This is a genomic window from Microbacterium sp. LMI13-1-1.1, from assembly GCF_040815625.1.
Taxonomy (GTDB): domain Bacteria; phylum Actinomycetota; class Actinomycetes; order Actinomycetales; family Microbacteriaceae; genus Microbacterium; species Microbacterium forte.
The window spans coordinates 392,183-408,052 of record NZ_JBFPNL010000005.1; the positions used below are offsets into that span (position 1 = coordinate 392,183).

General features: G+C 68.8%; 15 protein-coding genes. 12 read left to right on the plus strand and 3 right to left on the minus strand.

Translation table 11 applies throughout. The features are described from left to right. The first annotated feature begins 53 nt into the window (after positions 1 to 53). A complete protein-coding gene (locus MRBLMI13_RS08795; protein ID WP_367821859.1) occupies positions 54 to 932 on the plus strand; it encodes a hypothetical protein in 879 nt (292 codons plus the stop codon). On the opposite strand, the gene MRBLMI13_RS08800 is transcribed toward MRBLMI13_RS08795, so the two are convergent. Further along, positions 907 to 1,629, minus strand: coding sequence for a Pr6Pr family membrane protein (locus tag MRBLMI13_RS08800; protein WP_367821861.1), 723 nt, complete (start codon positions 1,627 to 1,629; stop codon positions 907 to 909). The two genes, MRBLMI13_RS08795 and MRBLMI13_RS08800, sit on opposite strands and share 26 nt — an antisense overlap. A gap of 132 nt (positions 1,630 to 1,761) precedes the next feature. Beyond that, positions 1,762 to 2,694 carry a DMT family transporter gene (locus MRBLMI13_RS08805; protein ID WP_052492938.1) on the minus strand — a complete coding sequence of 311 codons (933 nt, stop codon included), beginning with the start codon at positions 2,692 to 2,694 and terminating at the stop codon, positions 1,762 to 1,764. A gap of 331 nt (positions 2,695 to 3,025) precedes the next feature. On the opposite strand from MRBLMI13_RS08805, the gene MRBLMI13_RS08810 reads away from it, so the two are divergent. From MRBLMI13_RS08810 to MRBLMI13_RS08850, 9 genes are all read left to right on the plus strand, one after another. Next, entirely contained in the window at positions 3,026 to 4,312 is a 1,287-nt protein-coding gene (locus MRBLMI13_RS08810) for an adenylosuccinate synthase (RefSeq protein WP_042540385.1), read from the plus strand. Between the two features lie 7 nt (positions 4,313 to 4,319). Further along, the gene (locus MRBLMI13_RS08815; protein ID WP_367821864.1) at positions 4,320 to 5,429 is read left to right on the plus strand and encodes a lactonase family protein; all 1,110 of its coding nucleotides are present in this window, start codon (positions 4,320 to 4,322) and stop codon (positions 5,427 to 5,429) included. 57 nt (positions 5,430 to 5,486) lie between these two features. After that, on the plus strand, positions 5,487 to 6,857 hold the full coding sequence (locus MRBLMI13_RS08820) for an MFS transporter (RefSeq protein WP_367821866.1): 1,371 nt from the start codon (positions 5,487 to 5,489) through the stop codon (positions 6,855 to 6,857). 473 nt (positions 6,858 to 7,330) lie between these two features. Beyond that, the gene (locus MRBLMI13_RS08825) at positions 7,331 to 8,764 is read left to right on the plus strand and encodes a dihydrolipoyl dehydrogenase family protein (RefSeq protein WP_309692727.1); all 1,434 of its coding nucleotides are present in this window, start codon (positions 7,331 to 7,333) and stop codon (positions 8,762 to 8,764) included. 213 nt (positions 8,765 to 8,977) lie between these two features. Next, positions 8,978 to 9,280: a DUF427 domain-containing protein gene (locus MRBLMI13_RS08830; RefSeq protein WP_042540391.1), complete on the plus strand. Its 303-nt coding sequence runs from the start codon at positions 8,978 to 8,980 to the stop codon at positions 9,278 to 9,280. A 64-nt stretch (positions 9,281 to 9,344) separates the two neighbouring features. Then, the gene (locus tag MRBLMI13_RS08835; RefSeq protein WP_079111940.1) at positions 9,345 to 10,232 is read left to right on the plus strand and encodes an ABC transporter ATP-binding protein; all 888 of its coding nucleotides are present in this window, start codon (positions 9,345 to 9,347) and stop codon (positions 10,230 to 10,232) included. Continuing rightward, on the plus strand, positions 10,229 to 10,909 hold the full coding sequence (locus MRBLMI13_RS08840; protein ID WP_042540393.1) for an ABC transporter permease: 681 nt from the start codon (positions 10,229 to 10,231) through the stop codon (positions 10,907 to 10,909). Before MRBLMI13_RS08835 ends, MRBLMI13_RS08840 begins: the two co-directional genes overlap by 4 nt. Beyond that, positions 10,906 to 11,706: an ABC transporter permease gene (locus MRBLMI13_RS08845; protein WP_367821869.1), complete on the plus strand. Its 801-nt coding sequence runs from the start codon at positions 10,906 to 10,908 to the stop codon at positions 11,704 to 11,706. The genes MRBLMI13_RS08840 and MRBLMI13_RS08845 overlap by 4 nt, the downstream gene beginning before the upstream one ends. Before the next feature lie 47 nt (positions 11,707 to 11,753). Continuing rightward, complete coding sequence (locus MRBLMI13_RS08850) at positions 11,754 to 12,677, plus strand: ABC transporter substrate-binding protein (RefSeq protein ID WP_042541660.1); 924 nt, start codon at positions 11,754 to 11,756, stop codon at positions 12,675 to 12,677. A gap of 174 nt (positions 12,678 to 12,851) precedes the next feature. On the opposite strand, the gene MRBLMI13_RS08855 is transcribed toward MRBLMI13_RS08850, so the two are convergent. Beyond that, positions 12,852 to 14,144 carry an AI-2E family transporter gene (locus tag MRBLMI13_RS08855; protein ID WP_367821871.1) on the minus strand — a complete coding sequence of 431 codons (1,293 nt, stop codon included), beginning with the start codon at positions 14,142 to 14,144 and terminating at the stop codon, positions 12,852 to 12,854. A gap of 94 nt (positions 14,145 to 14,238) precedes the next feature. On the opposite strand from MRBLMI13_RS08855, the gene MRBLMI13_RS08860 reads away from it, so the two are divergent. Further along, a complete protein-coding gene (locus MRBLMI13_RS08860) occupies positions 14,239 to 14,538 on the plus strand; it encodes a chorismate mutase (RefSeq protein ID WP_042541193.1) in 300 nt (99 codons plus the stop codon). 138 nt (positions 14,539 to 14,676) lie between these two features. Then, a complete protein-coding gene (locus MRBLMI13_RS08865; RefSeq protein WP_367821874.1) occupies positions 14,677 to 15,843 on the plus strand; it encodes an ROK family protein in 1,167 nt (388 codons plus the stop codon). Positions 15,844 to 15,870: the final 27 nt, after the last annotated feature.

Consider the following 15,870-nt stretch of genomic DNA (forward strand, 5'->3'; position numbering starts at 1 on the left):
TGCGATGACCCCGTGGTTAGCTGAACTTTCGATCTTCGGATGATGCGGGAACGATGAAGCAACCCAGAACGATGCCGCGCAGTGCGCTCGAGTACGCGATCGGACGACCGCTGTGGGTGGCCGTGGTCGTGCTGAACCTGATCCTCGCGGCCGTCGCCACTGTGCTGTGCGTCTGGGTGTATCTGCACGACACCGCATCCATGCGCCCGATCCTGGGTGTGCTCATCGCCGTCCCCGCGCTCTGGTGGGTGATCGCGGTGACGCTGTGGCTCACGACCCTGACTCGCCGACGCGTCAGTGCGGAGGACATCAGCCGGGCGAGCGCGAGCGTCCCCGGGGGGATCCTCCTTCCCGGATCGAAGCTCGTGCCCGCGATGATCCTCGTCGCGGCGCTCGCCGCTGCGTCGACCTTCGCGGTCGCCGCGGTGACCGTCAGTGGTGCGTGGAGTGTCGTGTGGGCGGTGTTCGCGGTTCTGCTGCTCGGTCCGATCGTCAGTCACCTGATCTCGCTGCGGCAGTCTCGGCGACTGTTCCTGCATCCGCGCGGTCTCGGATCCGCGACCTTCCACCTCGATGCCGAAGTGCACTGGGACGACATCCTGAGCATCGACGTCGGCGTCGGGATGAACAACTCGATCGTGCTCAAGGTCGCCGTGCGTCCCGGGGCCGTCAGCTATCGGGAGCGGTGGCGTCATCCGTTCTCACGCAGGCGCGGCGTGATCGACGTCGACCCCGCGGCGCTCGGGGTGGACGGGACGCTGCTGTGGCTCGCGCTCCGCCTCTATCGACTGGAGCCGTCGACCCGGGAGGAGCTTCGCGGAGACCGGGTTCCGATCCGACTTCTCGATCCGCGGGCGGCCGTCGCCACGACCCCGCAGCATGTGAGTGCTCCGGTGCTCTCGGTGTTCAGCCCCGAGGGCGCGATCCGCTAGCCGAGTCCGTCGCGCTGCCGCGCCGGCGGCCGACCCAGACCACCACGCACGCGACGCCGATGATGGCGATCGCGATGCCGACGATGTAGCCCGCGACGCCGAGGTAGCCGCCGGGCACGACGTGTGGGTTGAGAAACGGATACGGGTACCACCACGGATCGCCGGTCGCGGGAGCGATGATGAGGTTCGCGCGGATCATCGTGTAGACGACCCAGACGATCGGGAAGATCGTGACGATCGCGACGGCGCTCCAGGGCAGCGCGCGTCGACGCGGGGCGAACAGCAGATCCGCGAGCAGGAACAGAGGGATCACGACGTGCAGCACCTCGTTCGACCACGGCACGGTCACCCCCTGGGGCAGCTCGACGCCTCTCAACAGAGTGTTGTAGACGATGCCGGTGACGATCATGTAGGTGCTCACGCAGGCCAGCAGGACCGCGAACCACGTCGGCTCGGGCTCGGTGCCGTGTCGGTGGCGCAGTGCCCAGATCGCGCCGATCGTCAGAATGATCACGGCGAGCACGTTCGACAGGATCGTGAAGAAGCTCAGGAAGTTCGCGGCGACGGTCGGGATGTGCTGGCCCCACTCGGTGGTGGCGTTGAGCGCGTTCTCGATGCTGCGGGAGAGCTGCGCGACGATCGCCGCGAGTCCGAGTACGGCTGCTGCGAGTCGTGCAAAGGGCCACCAGGTCGTCATGTTCGCCTCCGCGCACACTTTATCGGTCGCGATGCGTCTGATCGCTAGACCGAAATACCGAAATGCGAGGCCGCCGATGAGGGGACTGCCTGGGGCTCGACGGGAGGTGGCTCGACGGGAGAGTCGCGATCGTCAGGAGCGACGGCCCCACCGCATCCGGGTCACGAGCACTCCGAGCAGGCACAGCGCGCCGCCGACGAACATGAGCAGGGTCGGCACCTCGCCGAGGATCGCCCACGACAGGAGGATCGCGATCGCCGGCACGACGTAGGTGGTCGCGGAGGTCTGGCCCGCGGTGCTGCGCTGCAGCACGTACGCCCAGGTCGTGAAGGCGATCGCTGTCGGGAAGATGCCGAGATACACGACCCACAGCGTCGAGCCGAGCGGAGCCGTCTGCAGCGCGCCGATCAGGCTGCCCACCCAGGGGAGCAGCGCGACGGTGCCGGCGGCGGCGCCGAGGAACGTCAACGTGGTCGCGTCGGTGCCCGCGCTGAGCAGGCGCTTCTGCAGCAGGGTGCATCCCGCGTACATCACGGCGGCGAGCAGCGCGAGCAACAGGCCGGTGATGTCGGGCCCCTCGCTCGTCGACGAGTTCATGCCGATCAGCACGACCCCGAGGAACGCGATCGGCGCTCCGATGATGAGGGGCTTGGGAAAACCTTCCCGCAGGAAGAGCCCGCTGAAGACCACGACCATGAGCGGCGCGAGGTTGACCACCATCGCCGCGGTGCCCGCGTCGAGCGTGCGCTCGGCGGCGTTCAGGGCCAGGTTGTAGACGCAGAACCAGCCGACACCCCACACTGCGACGAGCCACCAGTGCCGGCGTTCGGGCAGACGGATGCCGTGGCGCACCGCGATGATCGCGAGCACCGCGGTGCCTACGGCCATGCGCAGCAGCGCCAGCGCGCCGGGATCGAAGTGCGGCCCTGCGCCGCGGATGCCGATGAACGCCGACGCCCACAGCACCACCGTCACCAGAGCGGCGACGAGCACGAGCGGGCCCTGGGTTCGAGGCTTCGCTGTGGTCAGGCTGTCGTCGCGGATCGCGCGACCGGTCTTCGGCATCCTTCGATCCTGGCACCGGCCACCGACATCGGCGATGCGCGCGAGCGACAGCATCCGTTGCTTTTCCGCCAGTCCTCCGTCGAGTCCTCCGGTGCCGCTTCGACCGTGCGTCTGCCGGATGAGAGCACGAGTGCAGGACGACGTCCGGGCTCTCGTCCTGCATCCGTGGATCGCTCCTGCAGATGCACGGCCGAGGACGGGATCCGCCGGCAGCGACGGTCGCCGTTCCGCAGCCCGGGGGGTCGGCGAACGACCTTCGATAGGATGGAGCCGCCCGAAGAGGGCCAGCTCATCAGCCGGTGCAAACCCGGCGAAAGCAAGGGGGATACCCATGCCAGGAATCGTTATCGTCGGCGTCCAGTGGGGCGATGAAGGCAAGGGCAAGGCCACCGACCTGCTCGGCGAGCGCACCGACTGGGTCGTCAAGTTCAACGGCGGCAACAACGCGGGCCACACCGTCGTGGTCGGCAACGAGAAGTACGCGCTGCACCTGCTGCCCTCGGGCATCCTGTCGCCAGGGGTGACCCCGGTGATCGGAAACGGCGTCGTGATCGACCTCGAGGTGCTCTTCAGCGAGCTCGAGGCGCTCGGCGGCCGCGGCATCGACGTCTCGCGCCTCAAGGTGAGCGCCAACGCGCACCTGATCACCCAGTACCACCGCACGCTCGACAAGGTCACCGAGCGGTTCCTCGGCAAGCGCATGATCGGCACGACCGGCCGCGGTATCGGTCCGGCCTACGCCGACAAGATCAACCGCGTCGGAATCCGCGTGCAGGACCTCTTCGACGAGAACATCCTGCGTCAGAAGGTCGAGGGCGCCCTCGACCAGAAGAATCACCTGCTGGTGAAGATCTTCAACCGTCGAGCGATCACTGCGGACGAGATCGTCGAAGACCTGCTGTCGTATGCCGAGCGCCTGCGGCCCATGGTCGCCGACACCGGATACCTGCTCGACGAGGCTCTGCGCCGCGGCGAGGTCGTCGTGTTCGAGGGCGGCCAGGCCACGATGCTCGACGTCGACCACGGCACCTATCCGTTCGTCACGTCGTCGTCGGCCACCGCCGGTGGAGCATCGACCGGCTCGGGCATCGGACCCGGCGCTCTCGACCGCATCGTCGGCATCGTCAAGGCCTACACGACCCGCGTCGGCTCGGGCCCGTTCCCGACCGAGCTTTTCGACGAGCAGGGCGAATGGCTGCGCTCGCGCGGCTTCGAGTTCGGCACCACCACCGGCCGGCCGCGCCGCGTCGGCTGGTACGACGCCCCGATCACGCGCTACGCGACCCGGGTCAACGGCATCACCGATCTCGTGCTCACCAAGCTCGACATCCTGACCGGACTCGAGCAGATCCCGGTGTGCGTCGCCTACGACGTCGACGGTCGGCGCTTCGACGAGGTGCCGGTCAACCAGACCGACTTCCACCACGCGACGCCCGTGCTCGAGTACTTCCCCGGCTGGAGCGAGGACATCTCGACCGCGCGCACCTTCGACGACCTGCCGAAGAACGCGCAGGACTACGTGATCGCACTCGAGGGCATGAGCAACACGCGCATCTCGGTCATCGGCGTGGGCCCCGAGCGCGACCAGGTCATCGTGCGCCACGACCTGCTCGACTGAGCGCCCCGTGACACGCTTCTGGCTCGGCGGGTACGGCCCCGCGATGGACGGCTCCGCCGAGGGCATCGGCCTGCTCGCCGGTGACGAGAGCGCGCCGACAGCGCTCGAGTACCGCGGTGCGGTCACCCGCACCTCCTCGCCGTCGTGGCTGGCACAGCATCCGTCGCTCGATGTCGTCTATGCGGCGCTCGAGGGGGATGCCGGTGTGCAGGCGTTCGCCCGCACCGGCGAGTCGGCTCTGCGGCCGCTCGGCGAGCCGGTCGCCGCGGGCGACGGCGTGTGCCACGTGGCGGTGTCGTCGAGCGGATCGTTCCTCATCGCGAGCTGCTACGGCGACGGGCGAGTCGTGCGCATCGGCATCGACGCGCAGGGACAGCTGGTGCCGGATGCCGTGAACAAGGCCGCCGAGCTGCGCGCGGCACTCCTCGGCGAACAGCTCGAGGAGACGGCGCCGGCCGGCGTGGCCGCCGCGGCATCCGATCCGTACTCCGGAGAACTGACCGCCACCGGCGATGCGCGCTCCTCGCATGCGCACTCCGCGGCCTTCCTCGCGGACGGGCGCATCGCGACGACCGACCTCGGCTTCGACCTCGTGCGCATCTGGCGTCCGATCGCCGGAGGCCTCGTGCTCGATCACGAGGTCGTGCTGCCCGTCGGCACCGGTCCGCGTCACATGGTCGCGCACCCCAGCGGCCACCTGCACGTGGTCACCGAGTACTCGTGCGAGGTGTTCACGCTCGCCGCAGGACGCGACGGCACGTGGGCGGTCGTGTCGTCGGTGCTCGCGAGCCCCGTCGCCGAGATCGGCGTGGACTTCCCCGCGGAGCTCGCCCGCACCCGCGACGCTCAGTTCCTCTACACGGCCCTGCGCGGCAGCAACACCATCGCCGCGCTGCGCGTGCGCGGCGGAGGCGAAGCGCTCGAGGCGATCGCGCTCGCCGACTCGGGGGTCGACTGGCCGCGCCATCACCTCGTGCACGAGGGCAAGCTGCTCGTCGCGGGGCAGCGCTCCGACACCGTCGCACTGATCGACCTCGACGAGCGCACGGGGGCACCGCTCGACATCCGGCACGTCGCGCAGGCTCCGGCGCCCACGCACATCCTGCCGGTGCGCTGAGGCGGTCGCCGGCCGCAGCTTGACCTCAACCTTTGTTGAGGTTCTACGGTCGAGCCTATGACCATAGACACCGACGCGGTTCCGACCGCGAAGCCCGCCACCGGCATCCTGAGCGGCGCCTACCTCTGGATCACCGTCGGCGCCTGCGCGCTCGTGTTCCTGGGGGCGTTCGAGTCCCTCGCCGTCACCACGGTGATGCCTGCGGTGAGCGCCGACCTCGACGGCGAACGGCTGTACGCCCTCGCGTTCGCGGGGCCCCTGGCCACCGGAGTCATCGGCATGGCCGTGGCGGGCAACTGGGCGGATCGCCGCGGGCCCGTGGCTCCGCTCTACGCCTCGGTGGGCCTGTTCGTGATCGGGCTGATCGTCGCCGGACTCGCGCCGAGCATGGAAGTCCTCGTGGCAGGGCGCTTCGCGCAGGGTCTCGGCAACGGCGGGCTGATGGTGGCGCTCTACGTGGTCGTCGCCCGCGTCTACCCGCGTGACCTGCATCCGGCGATCTTCGCGGGCTTCGCGGCGGCCTGGGTCGTTCCCTCGCTGGTCGGGCCCACCGTCGCCGGGGCCGTCACCGAGATCTGGAGCTGGCACTGGGTGTTCCTCGGCGTCGTGTTCCTGGTCGTGCCCGCGCTGCTCATGGTCGTCCCTGCTCTCCGAGGGCTCTCGGGCGCAGGCGACGCCACCACGCCGTGGGCATTCGGGCGGCTGGGCTGGTCGGTGCTCGCCGCGGTCGCCGTGCTCGCACTGAATCTCGTCGGCGATCTGCCGGGAGCCGGGCCTGTGCTCGCGGCCGCAGCCGTGGTCGTGGCACTCGTCGCCGTTCGTGCGCTGCTGCCGAAGGGCACTCTGCGGGCGCAACGGGGTCTGCCGTCGGTGCTGCTCGTGCGCGGTCTCGCCGCCGCGGGGTTCTTCGGTGCTCAGGTCTACATCCCCTACCTGCTGACCGAGCGCTACGAGGTCTCGCCGACCGTCGCCGGGCTCTCGCTCACGGGCGGCGCACTCGCCTGGTCGGCGGCCGCCACCGTGCAGGGACGCATGGGAGCCAGGCTCTCGAGTGTGCTGGCCGTGCGCATCGGAACGGTGCTGGTGGTCGTGGGCGTGGTTCTCGCCCTGGTCGCCACCGTGCTCGCTGCACCCGTGGTCGTCATCATCGTCGCGTGGATCGTCGCGGGCGCCGGCATGGGCCTGATGAGCCCGAGGACCAGCGCCCTGACGCTCGAGATGTCGGCGCCCGAGAACCAGGGCTTCAACAGCTCCGCCATGACCGTGGCCGACTCCTTCGGCAGTGCGCTGGCCCTCGTGATCACCGGCGTGCTGTTCACCGGGCTGGCCGCGGCGGGAGATCCGTTCATCGCGGTGTTCGCCTTCGCCGCGATCATCGCGCTCGCCGCGGCGGTGCTCGCCGTGCGCGTCGCGCCCAGGGAGTCGTGAGTCGGCCGTTCACAACTCAGCATGGATGGCGTTGATCCGGCCGAAACGGGTGGCATCGGGGGCGATTCGGCCGGTTCGTGCTGAATCGTTCACGGCGGCGAGCCATGACCGGAGGACGGGTGCCGGGTGCCGGGTGCCGGGTGCCGGGTGCCGGGTGCTGGGTGCTGGGTTGCGTGGTGGGGTGTTGGAGCGGCGGGCTCGTCCGTGTGCAGGACAGCGGCACGGATGCAGGACGAAAGGGCGGATCTGGTCCTGCGAACGTGCCTCGGTCCTGCAGACGGATCGGATCGGCCCTGCAGACGGATCGGATCGGCCCTGCAGACGGATCGGATCTCTCGGGTCGAGCCCCGGATCGAGCCCCGACGAGGCGCGCGGGGAGACCGGCGACGCGCCCGGCGACGCGTCCACGGAACAACCGGCCCGTGACTCGACGTTGCTCTTGAGCAAGACTGGGCGACGGAGAGGTGCATCTCATGACTGCTGAGAAGACAGACGAATACGACCTGATCGTCCTGGGCGGCGGACCGGTGGGCGAGAACGTCGCCGACCGCGCCGTGCAGAACGGCTTGACCGCGATCATCGTGGAGAGCGAGCTGGTCGGCGGTGAGTGCTCGTACTGGGCCTGCATGCCGTCGAAGGCCCTGCTGCGTCCGGCCCAGGCGCTGCGCGCGGCGCAGAAGGTCAAGGGCTCGGCCGAGGCCGTGACGGGAAGGCTCGATGTGCGCGCGGTGTTCGACCGTCGCGACTCGTTCACGAGCAACTGGTCTGACGACGGGCAGGTGAAGTGGCTCGACTCGGCCGGCATCGACCTCGCCCGCGGACACGGTCGCCTCACGGGCGAGCGCGAGGTGACGGTGACGGATGCCGATGGCGGCACCCGTGTGCTCCACGCCCGCCACGCGGTCGCGATCAGCACGGGGTCGGATGCCGTGATCCCGCCGATCGAGGGGTTGCAGGAGTCCGCTCCCTGGACCAGCCGCGAGGCGACCAGCGCCGAGGAGCTTCCGGAGTCGCTCGCGGTGATCGGTGGCGGAGTGGTCGCCGTCGAGATGGCGACGGCATATGCGGCGCTCGGATCCACGGTCACGATCATCGCCCGCAGCGGTCTGCTGGGGTCGATGGAGCCCTTCGCGGGCGAGCGGGTCGCGGCAGGGCTGAAGGAGCTCGGCGTCGACGTGCGCACAGACACCGGCACCACGAGCGTCACGCGCGGCGACGACGGCGTGTCGATCGTGCTCGACGACGGATCGACGGTCACGGCGACCGAGGTACTCGTGGCCACGGGGCGCTCTCCGCGCAGCGGCGACATCGGCCTCGACGTCGTCGGCCTCGAGGCCGGGCGCTGGATCACCGTCGACGACACACTGCGGGTGCCCGGGTCGGACTGGCTCTATGCGGTCGGCGACGTCAACGGCCGGGTTCTGCTCACGCACCAGGGCAAGTATCAGGCCCGCGCTGCCGGAGACGTGATCGCCGCACGCGCCAAGGGTGAGGATGTCGACGACGCTCCCTGGGGCAAGCACGTGGCGACCGCAGACAGCGCGGGGGCTCCGCAGGTCACTTTCTCGTTCCCCGAGGTCGCGTCCGTCGGTCTGACTGAGGCGGACGCCCGCAAGGCGGGCACCGACGTCGCGGTGATCGACTACGACCTCGGCTCGGTCGCCGGCGCGAGCCTCTACGAAGACGGGTTCGAGGGCCAGGCGCGACTCGTCATCGACAAGGAACGCGATGTCATCGTCGGTGCGACGTTCGTGGGCCCTGAGGTCGCCGAGCTCGTGCAGACGGCCACCGTGGCGATCGTCGGCGAGGTGCCGATCGCCCGGCTCTGGCACGCGGTTCCGGCCTACCCCACCATCAGTGAGATCTGGCTGCGACTGCTCGAGACCTACGGGCGGGACTCGGCATGATCGTGTCGGGCGGATGCGAAGAGCGGATGCCGCGCGGCGCCATCCGCTGCGCCATCCGCTGCGGCATCCGCTCCGAACAGCCGGTGAGAGACCTGGCGCGATCGGCGCGCCCGGAGCAGGATTGTTTCCCATATTGACGGCCCCGGGCGCAACCCCCGGCCGAATGTCGCACATCTCTTATACGCTCGAACCCACATCCGAGGAGGCAGGACCATGAAGGCTGTACTCGCAGGAACCGTCATCGCCGAAGCGGACGAGAGCGATCTCGCCCGCATCGAGGGCAACTGGTACTTCCCGCCCGCATCGATCACCGAGGGAGCGCTCGTCGAGAGCCCGACCCAGTACACGTGCCCCTGGAAGGGCGATGCGCAGTACTACTCCGTGCAGGCGGGCGGCGAGCTGCACACCGACTACGCATGGTCGTACCCCACTCCGTTCCCCAGTGCCTTCGACCGCGTCGGCAAGGATTTCTCGGGCTTCGTCGCGTTCGACCCCCGGGTCGAAGTCTCCGCATGACCTCTGTATGCCGCAGCCGGGGCGCTGACGCCCGCCTCGTAGATCGACCGACCGGAGAATAATCGTGATCGAGTTCCGCAACGTCACCAAGCAGTTCCCCGACGGCACGACCGCCGTCAAGGACTTCAGCCTGGTGCTGCCGTCACGCAAGACGACGGTGTTCGTCGGATCCTCGGGATGCGGCAAGACCACACTGCTGCGCATGATCAACCGCATGGTCGAGCCGACCTCGGGTGAGGTCGAGATCGACGGCGAGAGCGTGCTCGGCGGCGACCCCGTCGCGCTGCGTCGCCGCATCGGATACGTCATGCAGAACTCGGGTCTGATGCCGCACTTCACGGTGATCGACAACGTGGCCACCGTGCTTCGTCTCACAGGTGTGAAGAAGGCACCGGCGCACGAGCGCGCGCGGGAGCTGCTGAAGACCGTCGGCCTCGACCAGTCGCTGGCCGAGCGGTATCCGAGCCAGCTCTCGGGCGGTCAGCAGCAGCGCGTCGGTGTGGCCCGTGGCCTCGCAGCGGATCCGAACATCCTCCTGATGGACGAGCCGTTCGGCGCGGTCGACCCGATCGTGCGCGCCGACCTGCAGCAGGAGACCCTTCGGCTGCAGCACGAGCTCGACAAGACCGTGGTGTTCGTCACGCACGACATCGACGAGGCCTTCCTGCTCGGCGATCAGGTCGTGATCCTCGACAAGGGTGCTCGCATCGTCCAGGTGGGCAGCCCGAGCGAGATCATCGAGAACCCGGCAGACGATTTCGTCGCCTCCTTCATCGGAGCCGACCGAGGCCGCCGCGCGCTGCACCTGAAGGAGACGCCCCACGGCACCGTCGTGGTCGACTCCGAGGGTCGCACGCAGGGCGCGATCGTGGCTGAGGTCGAGAAGTCCGACGGTCCGCTCGCAGGGCCGGATGCCGCCGCCCTGGGCGCCGTGCAGAGTGGGCTCACGTGAACTGGGTCGTCGACAACCTCGACCTGATCCTCGAGCTCACTCTGGTGCACCTGCGCCAGAGCATCATCCCGATCGTGCTCGGTTTCGTGCTCTCGCTGCCCCTCGGCTGGGTCGCGTGGAGATTCAAGCTCGTGCGCGGGCCGATCATCGTGCTCACGGGGCTGCTCTATACGATCCCCTCGCTGGCGCTGCTGATCCTGCTGCCGTCGGTCGCGGGATACTCGGCCCGCAGTGAGACCAACCTCATCATCGCGTTGACGATCTACGCCATCGCCATCCTCGTGCGGGGAGTCTCCGACGGCCTCGACTCCGTCGACGACGACATCCGCCAGGCGGCGACGGCCACCGGATTCGGGTCCTTCCGGCGCTTCTGGGCGGTCGAGTTCCCGCTCGCCGGCCCGGTGATCCTGGCGAGTCTGCGGGTCACCGCGGTCAGCACCATCTCGCTCGCGACCGTCGGCATCCTGATCGGCATCACGAACCTCGGTTACCTCTTCACCAACGGCCTCGATCGCCGCATCATCGCCGAGGTGTTCGCCGGCATCATCGCCGTCGTCGTCATCGCCCTGGTGATCGACCTGCTGCTTCTGCTCGCGGGTCGGGCTCTCATGCCGTGGACGCGTGCGGCGACGAAGACGAGCACGGCGCGGCCCGTCGTGGTGGGGGCGCCCGCATGAACCTCTTCCTCGAAGCATTCGCCTGGATGCTGGCCCCGGCCCAGTGGACCGGCAACTACGCCCTGCCGAAACTCCTCGGCGAGCACCTGACGCTCACAGCGATCTCGGTGGTCATCGCGGCCGCCATCGCCGTGCCGCTCGGGTGGCTCATCGGTCACACGGGCAAGGGCCGGGAGATCGCTGTGGCCGTATCGGGTGCGGCGCGCGCGATCCCGGCCTTCGGTCTCATGATCCTCCTCGTGCTCCTGCTCGGCGTGCTCCGTGTTCCCCAGGCCGCGGTCACGACGTTCGTGCTGCTTGCGATCCCCTCCCTGCTCGCCGGTGCGTACACCGGGCTCGAGGCCATCGACCGACGGGTGATCGACTCGGCGAAGGCCATGGGAATGACGGGCTGGCAGATCTTCTGGAAGGTCGAGGTGCCGCTCGGTCTCCCGCTGCTCGTGGGCGGCATCCGCTCGGCGTTGCTCCAGGTCATCGCGACCGTCACGATCGCCGCATACGTCGGCCTGGGCGGGCTCGGGTACCCGATCATCCAGGGCATCCCTCTGCAGCGCTTCGACCAGGTGCTCGCGGGAGCGATCCTCGTCGCCACGCTGGCGCTGATCGTCGACCTGCTGCTGGCCGCAGCCCAGCACCTGGCGGTTCCGCGTGGGCTGCGCACCGGTGGGCGGCCCTCGCGTCGACGCTCGCGTTCGCTCACGCCGGCCGCCGAGCCCTCCACCACCGAGACCTCCACCACCGACCCGTCCGCCGCCGAGTCCGGGACGTCGGTCGTGACCCAGCCCGCCACCTCCTGAATCCACAGCACAGCAGTTCCAGCAGTCCCCCAGAGAAGAGGAAGTCCATGTTCACAGCACGAGGCAAGCGCTCTGTCTTCGCCGTCGGCCTTGTCGCCGCGGCCGCACTCGCACTGTCCGCCTGCGGCTCGAGCGAGTCGCTCGGCGAGCCCGCCGACTCGGGCGAGAGCTCGGGCAGCGGCGACACGATCGTCGTCGGCTCGCAGGCGTACTACTCCAACGAGATCATCGCCGAGATCTACGCCCAGGCGCTCGAGGCAGCCGGCTTCGACGTCGAGAAGCAGCTCAGCATCGGTCAGCGCGACGCGTACATGCCCGACGTCGAGTCCGGCGACATCGACGTCTTCCCCGAGTACACGGGCAGCCTGCTCGAGTACATCTCGGACGACGACATCGACGTCACCAGCCCCGACGACGTCTACGCCGCACTGCAGGACGCCCTGCCCGAGAGCCTCACGGCCCTCGACTTCGCCGAGGCGACCGACCAGGACTCCTACACGGTGCTGAAGAGCTTCGCGGAGGAGAACGGCCTGACCACGATCGGCGACCTCTCGAAGGTGACCTCGCAGGTCACGATCGGTGCGGCTCCCGAGTTCGAGCAGCGGCCTTACAGCCCGGCCGCGGCCAAGGAGGTCTACGGCGTCGACCTGGCGTTCTCGGCCACCGGCCCGACCACGCTCGAGTCGCTGCTCGCCGGCCAGATCCAGGTCGCGGACATCTACACCGCCGACCCGGCTTTCGAGACCGAGGAGATCGTCGCTCTCGAAGACCCCGAGAACCTGATCATCTCGTCGAACGTCGTGCCGATCGTCTCGAGCGACATCGCCGATGACGTCTCCGATGTTCTCAACGCGATCAGCGCGAAGCTCACGGCCGAGGAGCTCGTCTCCCTCAACGTCCTGAGCACGGTCGACCAGCAGTCGTCGGCTGACATCGCGAAGAAGTGGCTCGAGGACAACGACCTCGTCTGACGCCGAGTCGTCTTCACACACAAGTGCCCGGTCCTTCAGGGGGGCCGGGCACTTCTGCGTGTGCGGGGCGGTGAGGCCGCGGTTCCTGCGCGAGACCCCTGCGCGGGACGGAGGCTGCACGCGCGGTTCGCGGTGTCGCGGTGTGATGCGGCGTGCGCCCGCGAGACCTGGGCGCTAGATCCGGGCGTCCTGCCGTGGGATCAGCACCTGTTTGATGATGATGAGGATGGATGCCGCGACCGGCACCGCCACGAGCGCTCCGAGCAGACCCAGCAGCGTGCCGCCCGCGAGTGCGCCGATCACCACGAGCGCGCCGGGCACCGAGACGGCGCGGTTCATCACGCGGGGGGTGATCACGTACGCCTCGATCTGCATGTAGACGAGGTAGATGAGAGCGAACACCAGCGCTGCGATCGGATTGGTGAACAGGGCGAGACCCGTGCCGATGATCCAGAAGATCACCGATCCGACGAGCGGGATCAGGGTGATGCAGAACGCGACGGTCGCCATGAGCGGTGGGAACGGCAGTCCGAGGAACAGATACAGCAGGAATGCGAGCACGGCGTTGCAGAACGCGAGCACGACCATCCCCATGACGTAGGCGCCGACCGAGTCGGTGATCTGGTCGGTGATGTCGCTGACGCGAGCACGGTCACGGGCGGGAGCGAGTCGGAGCATTCCCGTCTTGATCGCGGGCAGTGTCGCGACGAAGTAGAGCGTGAGCACCAGCACGACGATGATGCCCGAGATGGCGTTGGCGATCGAGGCGCCGACCTTCAGGGCTCCGCCGCCGATCGCAGCGATGTTGCCTGGATTGGTGAGGAACGACTGCACGTCGGCGACGAGATCCTGGAACTGATCGCCGAACTGCTCATCGAGCGCCGCATAGATGTCGCTGCGGGTGAATTCCTGGATCATCCCCGGCACGGATCCTACGAAGCTCGCGATCTGGTCGATCACGACCGGCAGCACCATCCACACGACGAGGCCGGCCACGACGATGAGCCCGAGGATCGCGACGACCACCGAGATCGCCCGCGACAGCCCCCGTCGCTCAAGGAACCGCACCGTGGGGTCGAGTCCGAGCGCGGCGAACATGGCGAGTGCGATGTAGATGAGCACGGTCGACAGGTTCGCGACTGCCAGGCCGAGCACGATGGCACCGAGGGCGCCGAGCGTCACCAGGAACCCGAACACGAAGGGGCGGTCGATGCGCGTCCAGAACGACCGGCTCGGCGTCATCGGCTCGACGGCCCCGTGACGAGGAGCGGGCGATGTCGTCGGGTCGTGCGGGGCGGTGGCGGCGACGGCGGTGGCCCCCGCCACGGCTGAGCTCGTGGACGCAGAGGCGTCGGCGGATGCGTCGGTCGTCGAGGCCTCGCGCGCGGACGCCCGCGCGGAGTCCGCGGACGGGTCGGATGCGGCAGCGGACCCCTTCGAGGACGGTTCGTGCTCTTCTCGGCTCATGTGCTCACGATAGCGTCCGATCGGTGCCAGACCCGGCAGCATCCGCATGGTCACGAAGGGTCGTCCAGCCCCGTGTTTCCGTAGAGTAGGGGGCATGACCGCCGCCGAAGACCCCCGGGCTGAACTCCTCCGACTGCGCTCCAGCATCGACAACATCGATGCCGCACTCATCTTCATGCTCGCCGAGCGCTTCCGCGCCACGCAGCAGGTCGGGCAGCTCAAAGCCGAGCACGAGATGCCGGCATCGGATCCGGGGCGCGAGGAGCAGCAGGTCGCCCGTCTCAAGGCACTGGCCGAGGACGCGCATCTCGACCCGGAGTTCGCCGAGAAGTGGTTCAACTTCGTGGTGGCCGAAGTCATCCGCCATCACACCGAAGCCGCCGAGGGGCGATGATCCGGCCTTCCGGGCGAGTGACAGTGTGTGCAGCACTCACCCGCCCGGGGACCGAACTAAGTTTATTGAATAAACTATGACCGAGGGTACGCAGAACCACCAGGTCTGTCAACCAATTCCGACAACGGGACCGGCACCATGCTGAACGGCGACGACGCACTGGATACGCAGGCGTCGGTTCGCCGCGCGAATCTGCGTCGTGCGCTGCAGCTCGTGTTCCGCAACCCCGGCTCGGAGACGAGGGCAGGGATCGCCCGCGCCACCGGACTCACCGCCGCAACCGCCTCGTCTCTGGTGGCGGAGCTCATCGATCTGCAGCTGATCGTCGACGGCGAGCAGGCCGCCAGCACGGGCGGCAAGCGGGCGACGACCCTGAGCATCGCAGCCGAGCATCACGTCATCCTCGTTCTGGTGATCAGGCCGACCGATGCGCGCATCGCGCTGGTCGCGCTCGACGGCACCGAGGTCGAGACGCGCAGGGTCGCGTTCTCCGACGAGTCGCGTGATCGGATGCTGGACGACGCCGTATCCGACGTCGCGGCCGAGTACTCCGGTCGGCTGCTCGTGGCGGGAGTGCAGCTGCCTGGCACGACCGACGGACGGCGCGTGTTCGAGAGCGTGCAGCTGGGATGGACGGATGTGCCGCTCGCCGAGCGCTTCGAAGCAGTGCTCGGGATTCCCGTGCTGCTCGTCAACGACGTGGATGCCGAGGCGATCGCCGAAGCCGCCAGGGAGGACGAGTCGTCGGGGTATCGACTGTTCATCCACATCGGCACCGGTATCGGTGCGGCGGTGACTCTCGACGGAGAGCTCGCTCCCGGTCCTCGCGACCGTGCGGGCGAGATCGGGCACGTCCAGGTGGAGTTCGGCGAAGAGGCGCGGACGTGCCGATGCGGACGGCAGGGGTGCCTGGAGTCGGCGTCGTCGATGACGGCGATGCTCGGTGATGACTTCGATGACGCCATGGACGACGAGGCCATCGCGGCGCTCGCCGCGGCCGCCGACGACGAGCGCCTGGCTGAAGGAGCACGGGCGCTCGCCCGCACCATCAAGCTCATCGCCGCGGTGCTCGATGCGGCCGAGGTCGTGATCGGCGGGCCCGCGCGAGCGTTGGGCGACCGGTTCCTGCCACTCGTGCAGGCGGACGTCGACTACACGGCGACCGGCACCACGAACGTGCCGGTGCGATACGCCGACTCGGACGCGTCGATCTCGACGGGTGTCGCACAGGTGGCACTCTCGAGCGCTTTGGGCGTGCGCTGGAGTCCGGCGCAGCTGCGCGCAGCATCCGCTGTTCGCGACTGAACCTCAGCGCACTCTCCTGCGGCCGCT

Bases quoted from the DNA above. Each gene is read 5' to 3' on its own strand.
- MRBLMI13_RS08795 (WP_367821859.1), top strand. From the start codon at position 54: ATGAAGCAACCCAGAACGATGCCGCGCAGTGCGCTCGAGTACGCGATC.
- MRBLMI13_RS08800 (WP_367821861.1), bottom strand. From the start codon at position 1,629: ATGACGACCTGGTGGCCCTTTGCACGACTCGCAGCAGCCGTACTCGGA.
- MRBLMI13_RS08805 (WP_052492938.1), bottom strand. From the start codon at position 2,694: ATGCCGAAGACCGGTCGCGCGATCCGCGACGACAGCCTGACCACAGCG.
- MRBLMI13_RS08810 (WP_042540385.1), top strand. From the start codon at position 3,026: ATGCCAGGAATCGTTATCGTCGGCGTCCAGTGGGGCGATGAAGGCAAG.
- MRBLMI13_RS08820 (WP_367821866.1), top strand. From the start codon at position 5,487: ATGACCATAGACACCGACGCGGTTCCGACCGCGAAGCCCGCCACCGGC.
- MRBLMI13_RS08825 (WP_309692727.1), top strand. From the start codon at position 7,331: ATGACTGCTGAGAAGACAGACGAATACGACCTGATCGTCCTGGGCGGC.
- MRBLMI13_RS08830 (WP_042540391.1), top strand. From the start codon at position 8,978: ATGAAGGCTGTACTCGCAGGAACCGTCATCGCCGAAGCGGACGAGAGC.
- MRBLMI13_RS08845 (WP_367821869.1), top strand. From the start codon at position 10,906: ATGAACCTCTTCCTCGAAGCATTCGCCTGGATGCTGGCCCCGGCCCAG.
- MRBLMI13_RS08850 (WP_042541660.1), top strand. From the start codon at position 11,754: ATGTTCACAGCACGAGGCAAGCGCTCTGTCTTCGCCGTCGGCCTTGTC.
- MRBLMI13_RS08855 (WP_367821871.1), bottom strand. From the start codon at position 14,144: ATGAGCCGAGAAGAGCACGAACCGTCCTCGAAGGGGTCCGCTGCCGCA.
- MRBLMI13_RS08860 (WP_042541193.1), top strand. From the start codon at position 14,239: ATGACCGCCGCCGAAGACCCCCGGGCTGAACTCCTCCGACTGCGCTCC.
- MRBLMI13_RS08865 (WP_367821874.1), top strand. From the start codon at position 14,677: ATGCTGAACGGCGACGACGCACTGGATACGCAGGCGTCGGTTCGCCGC.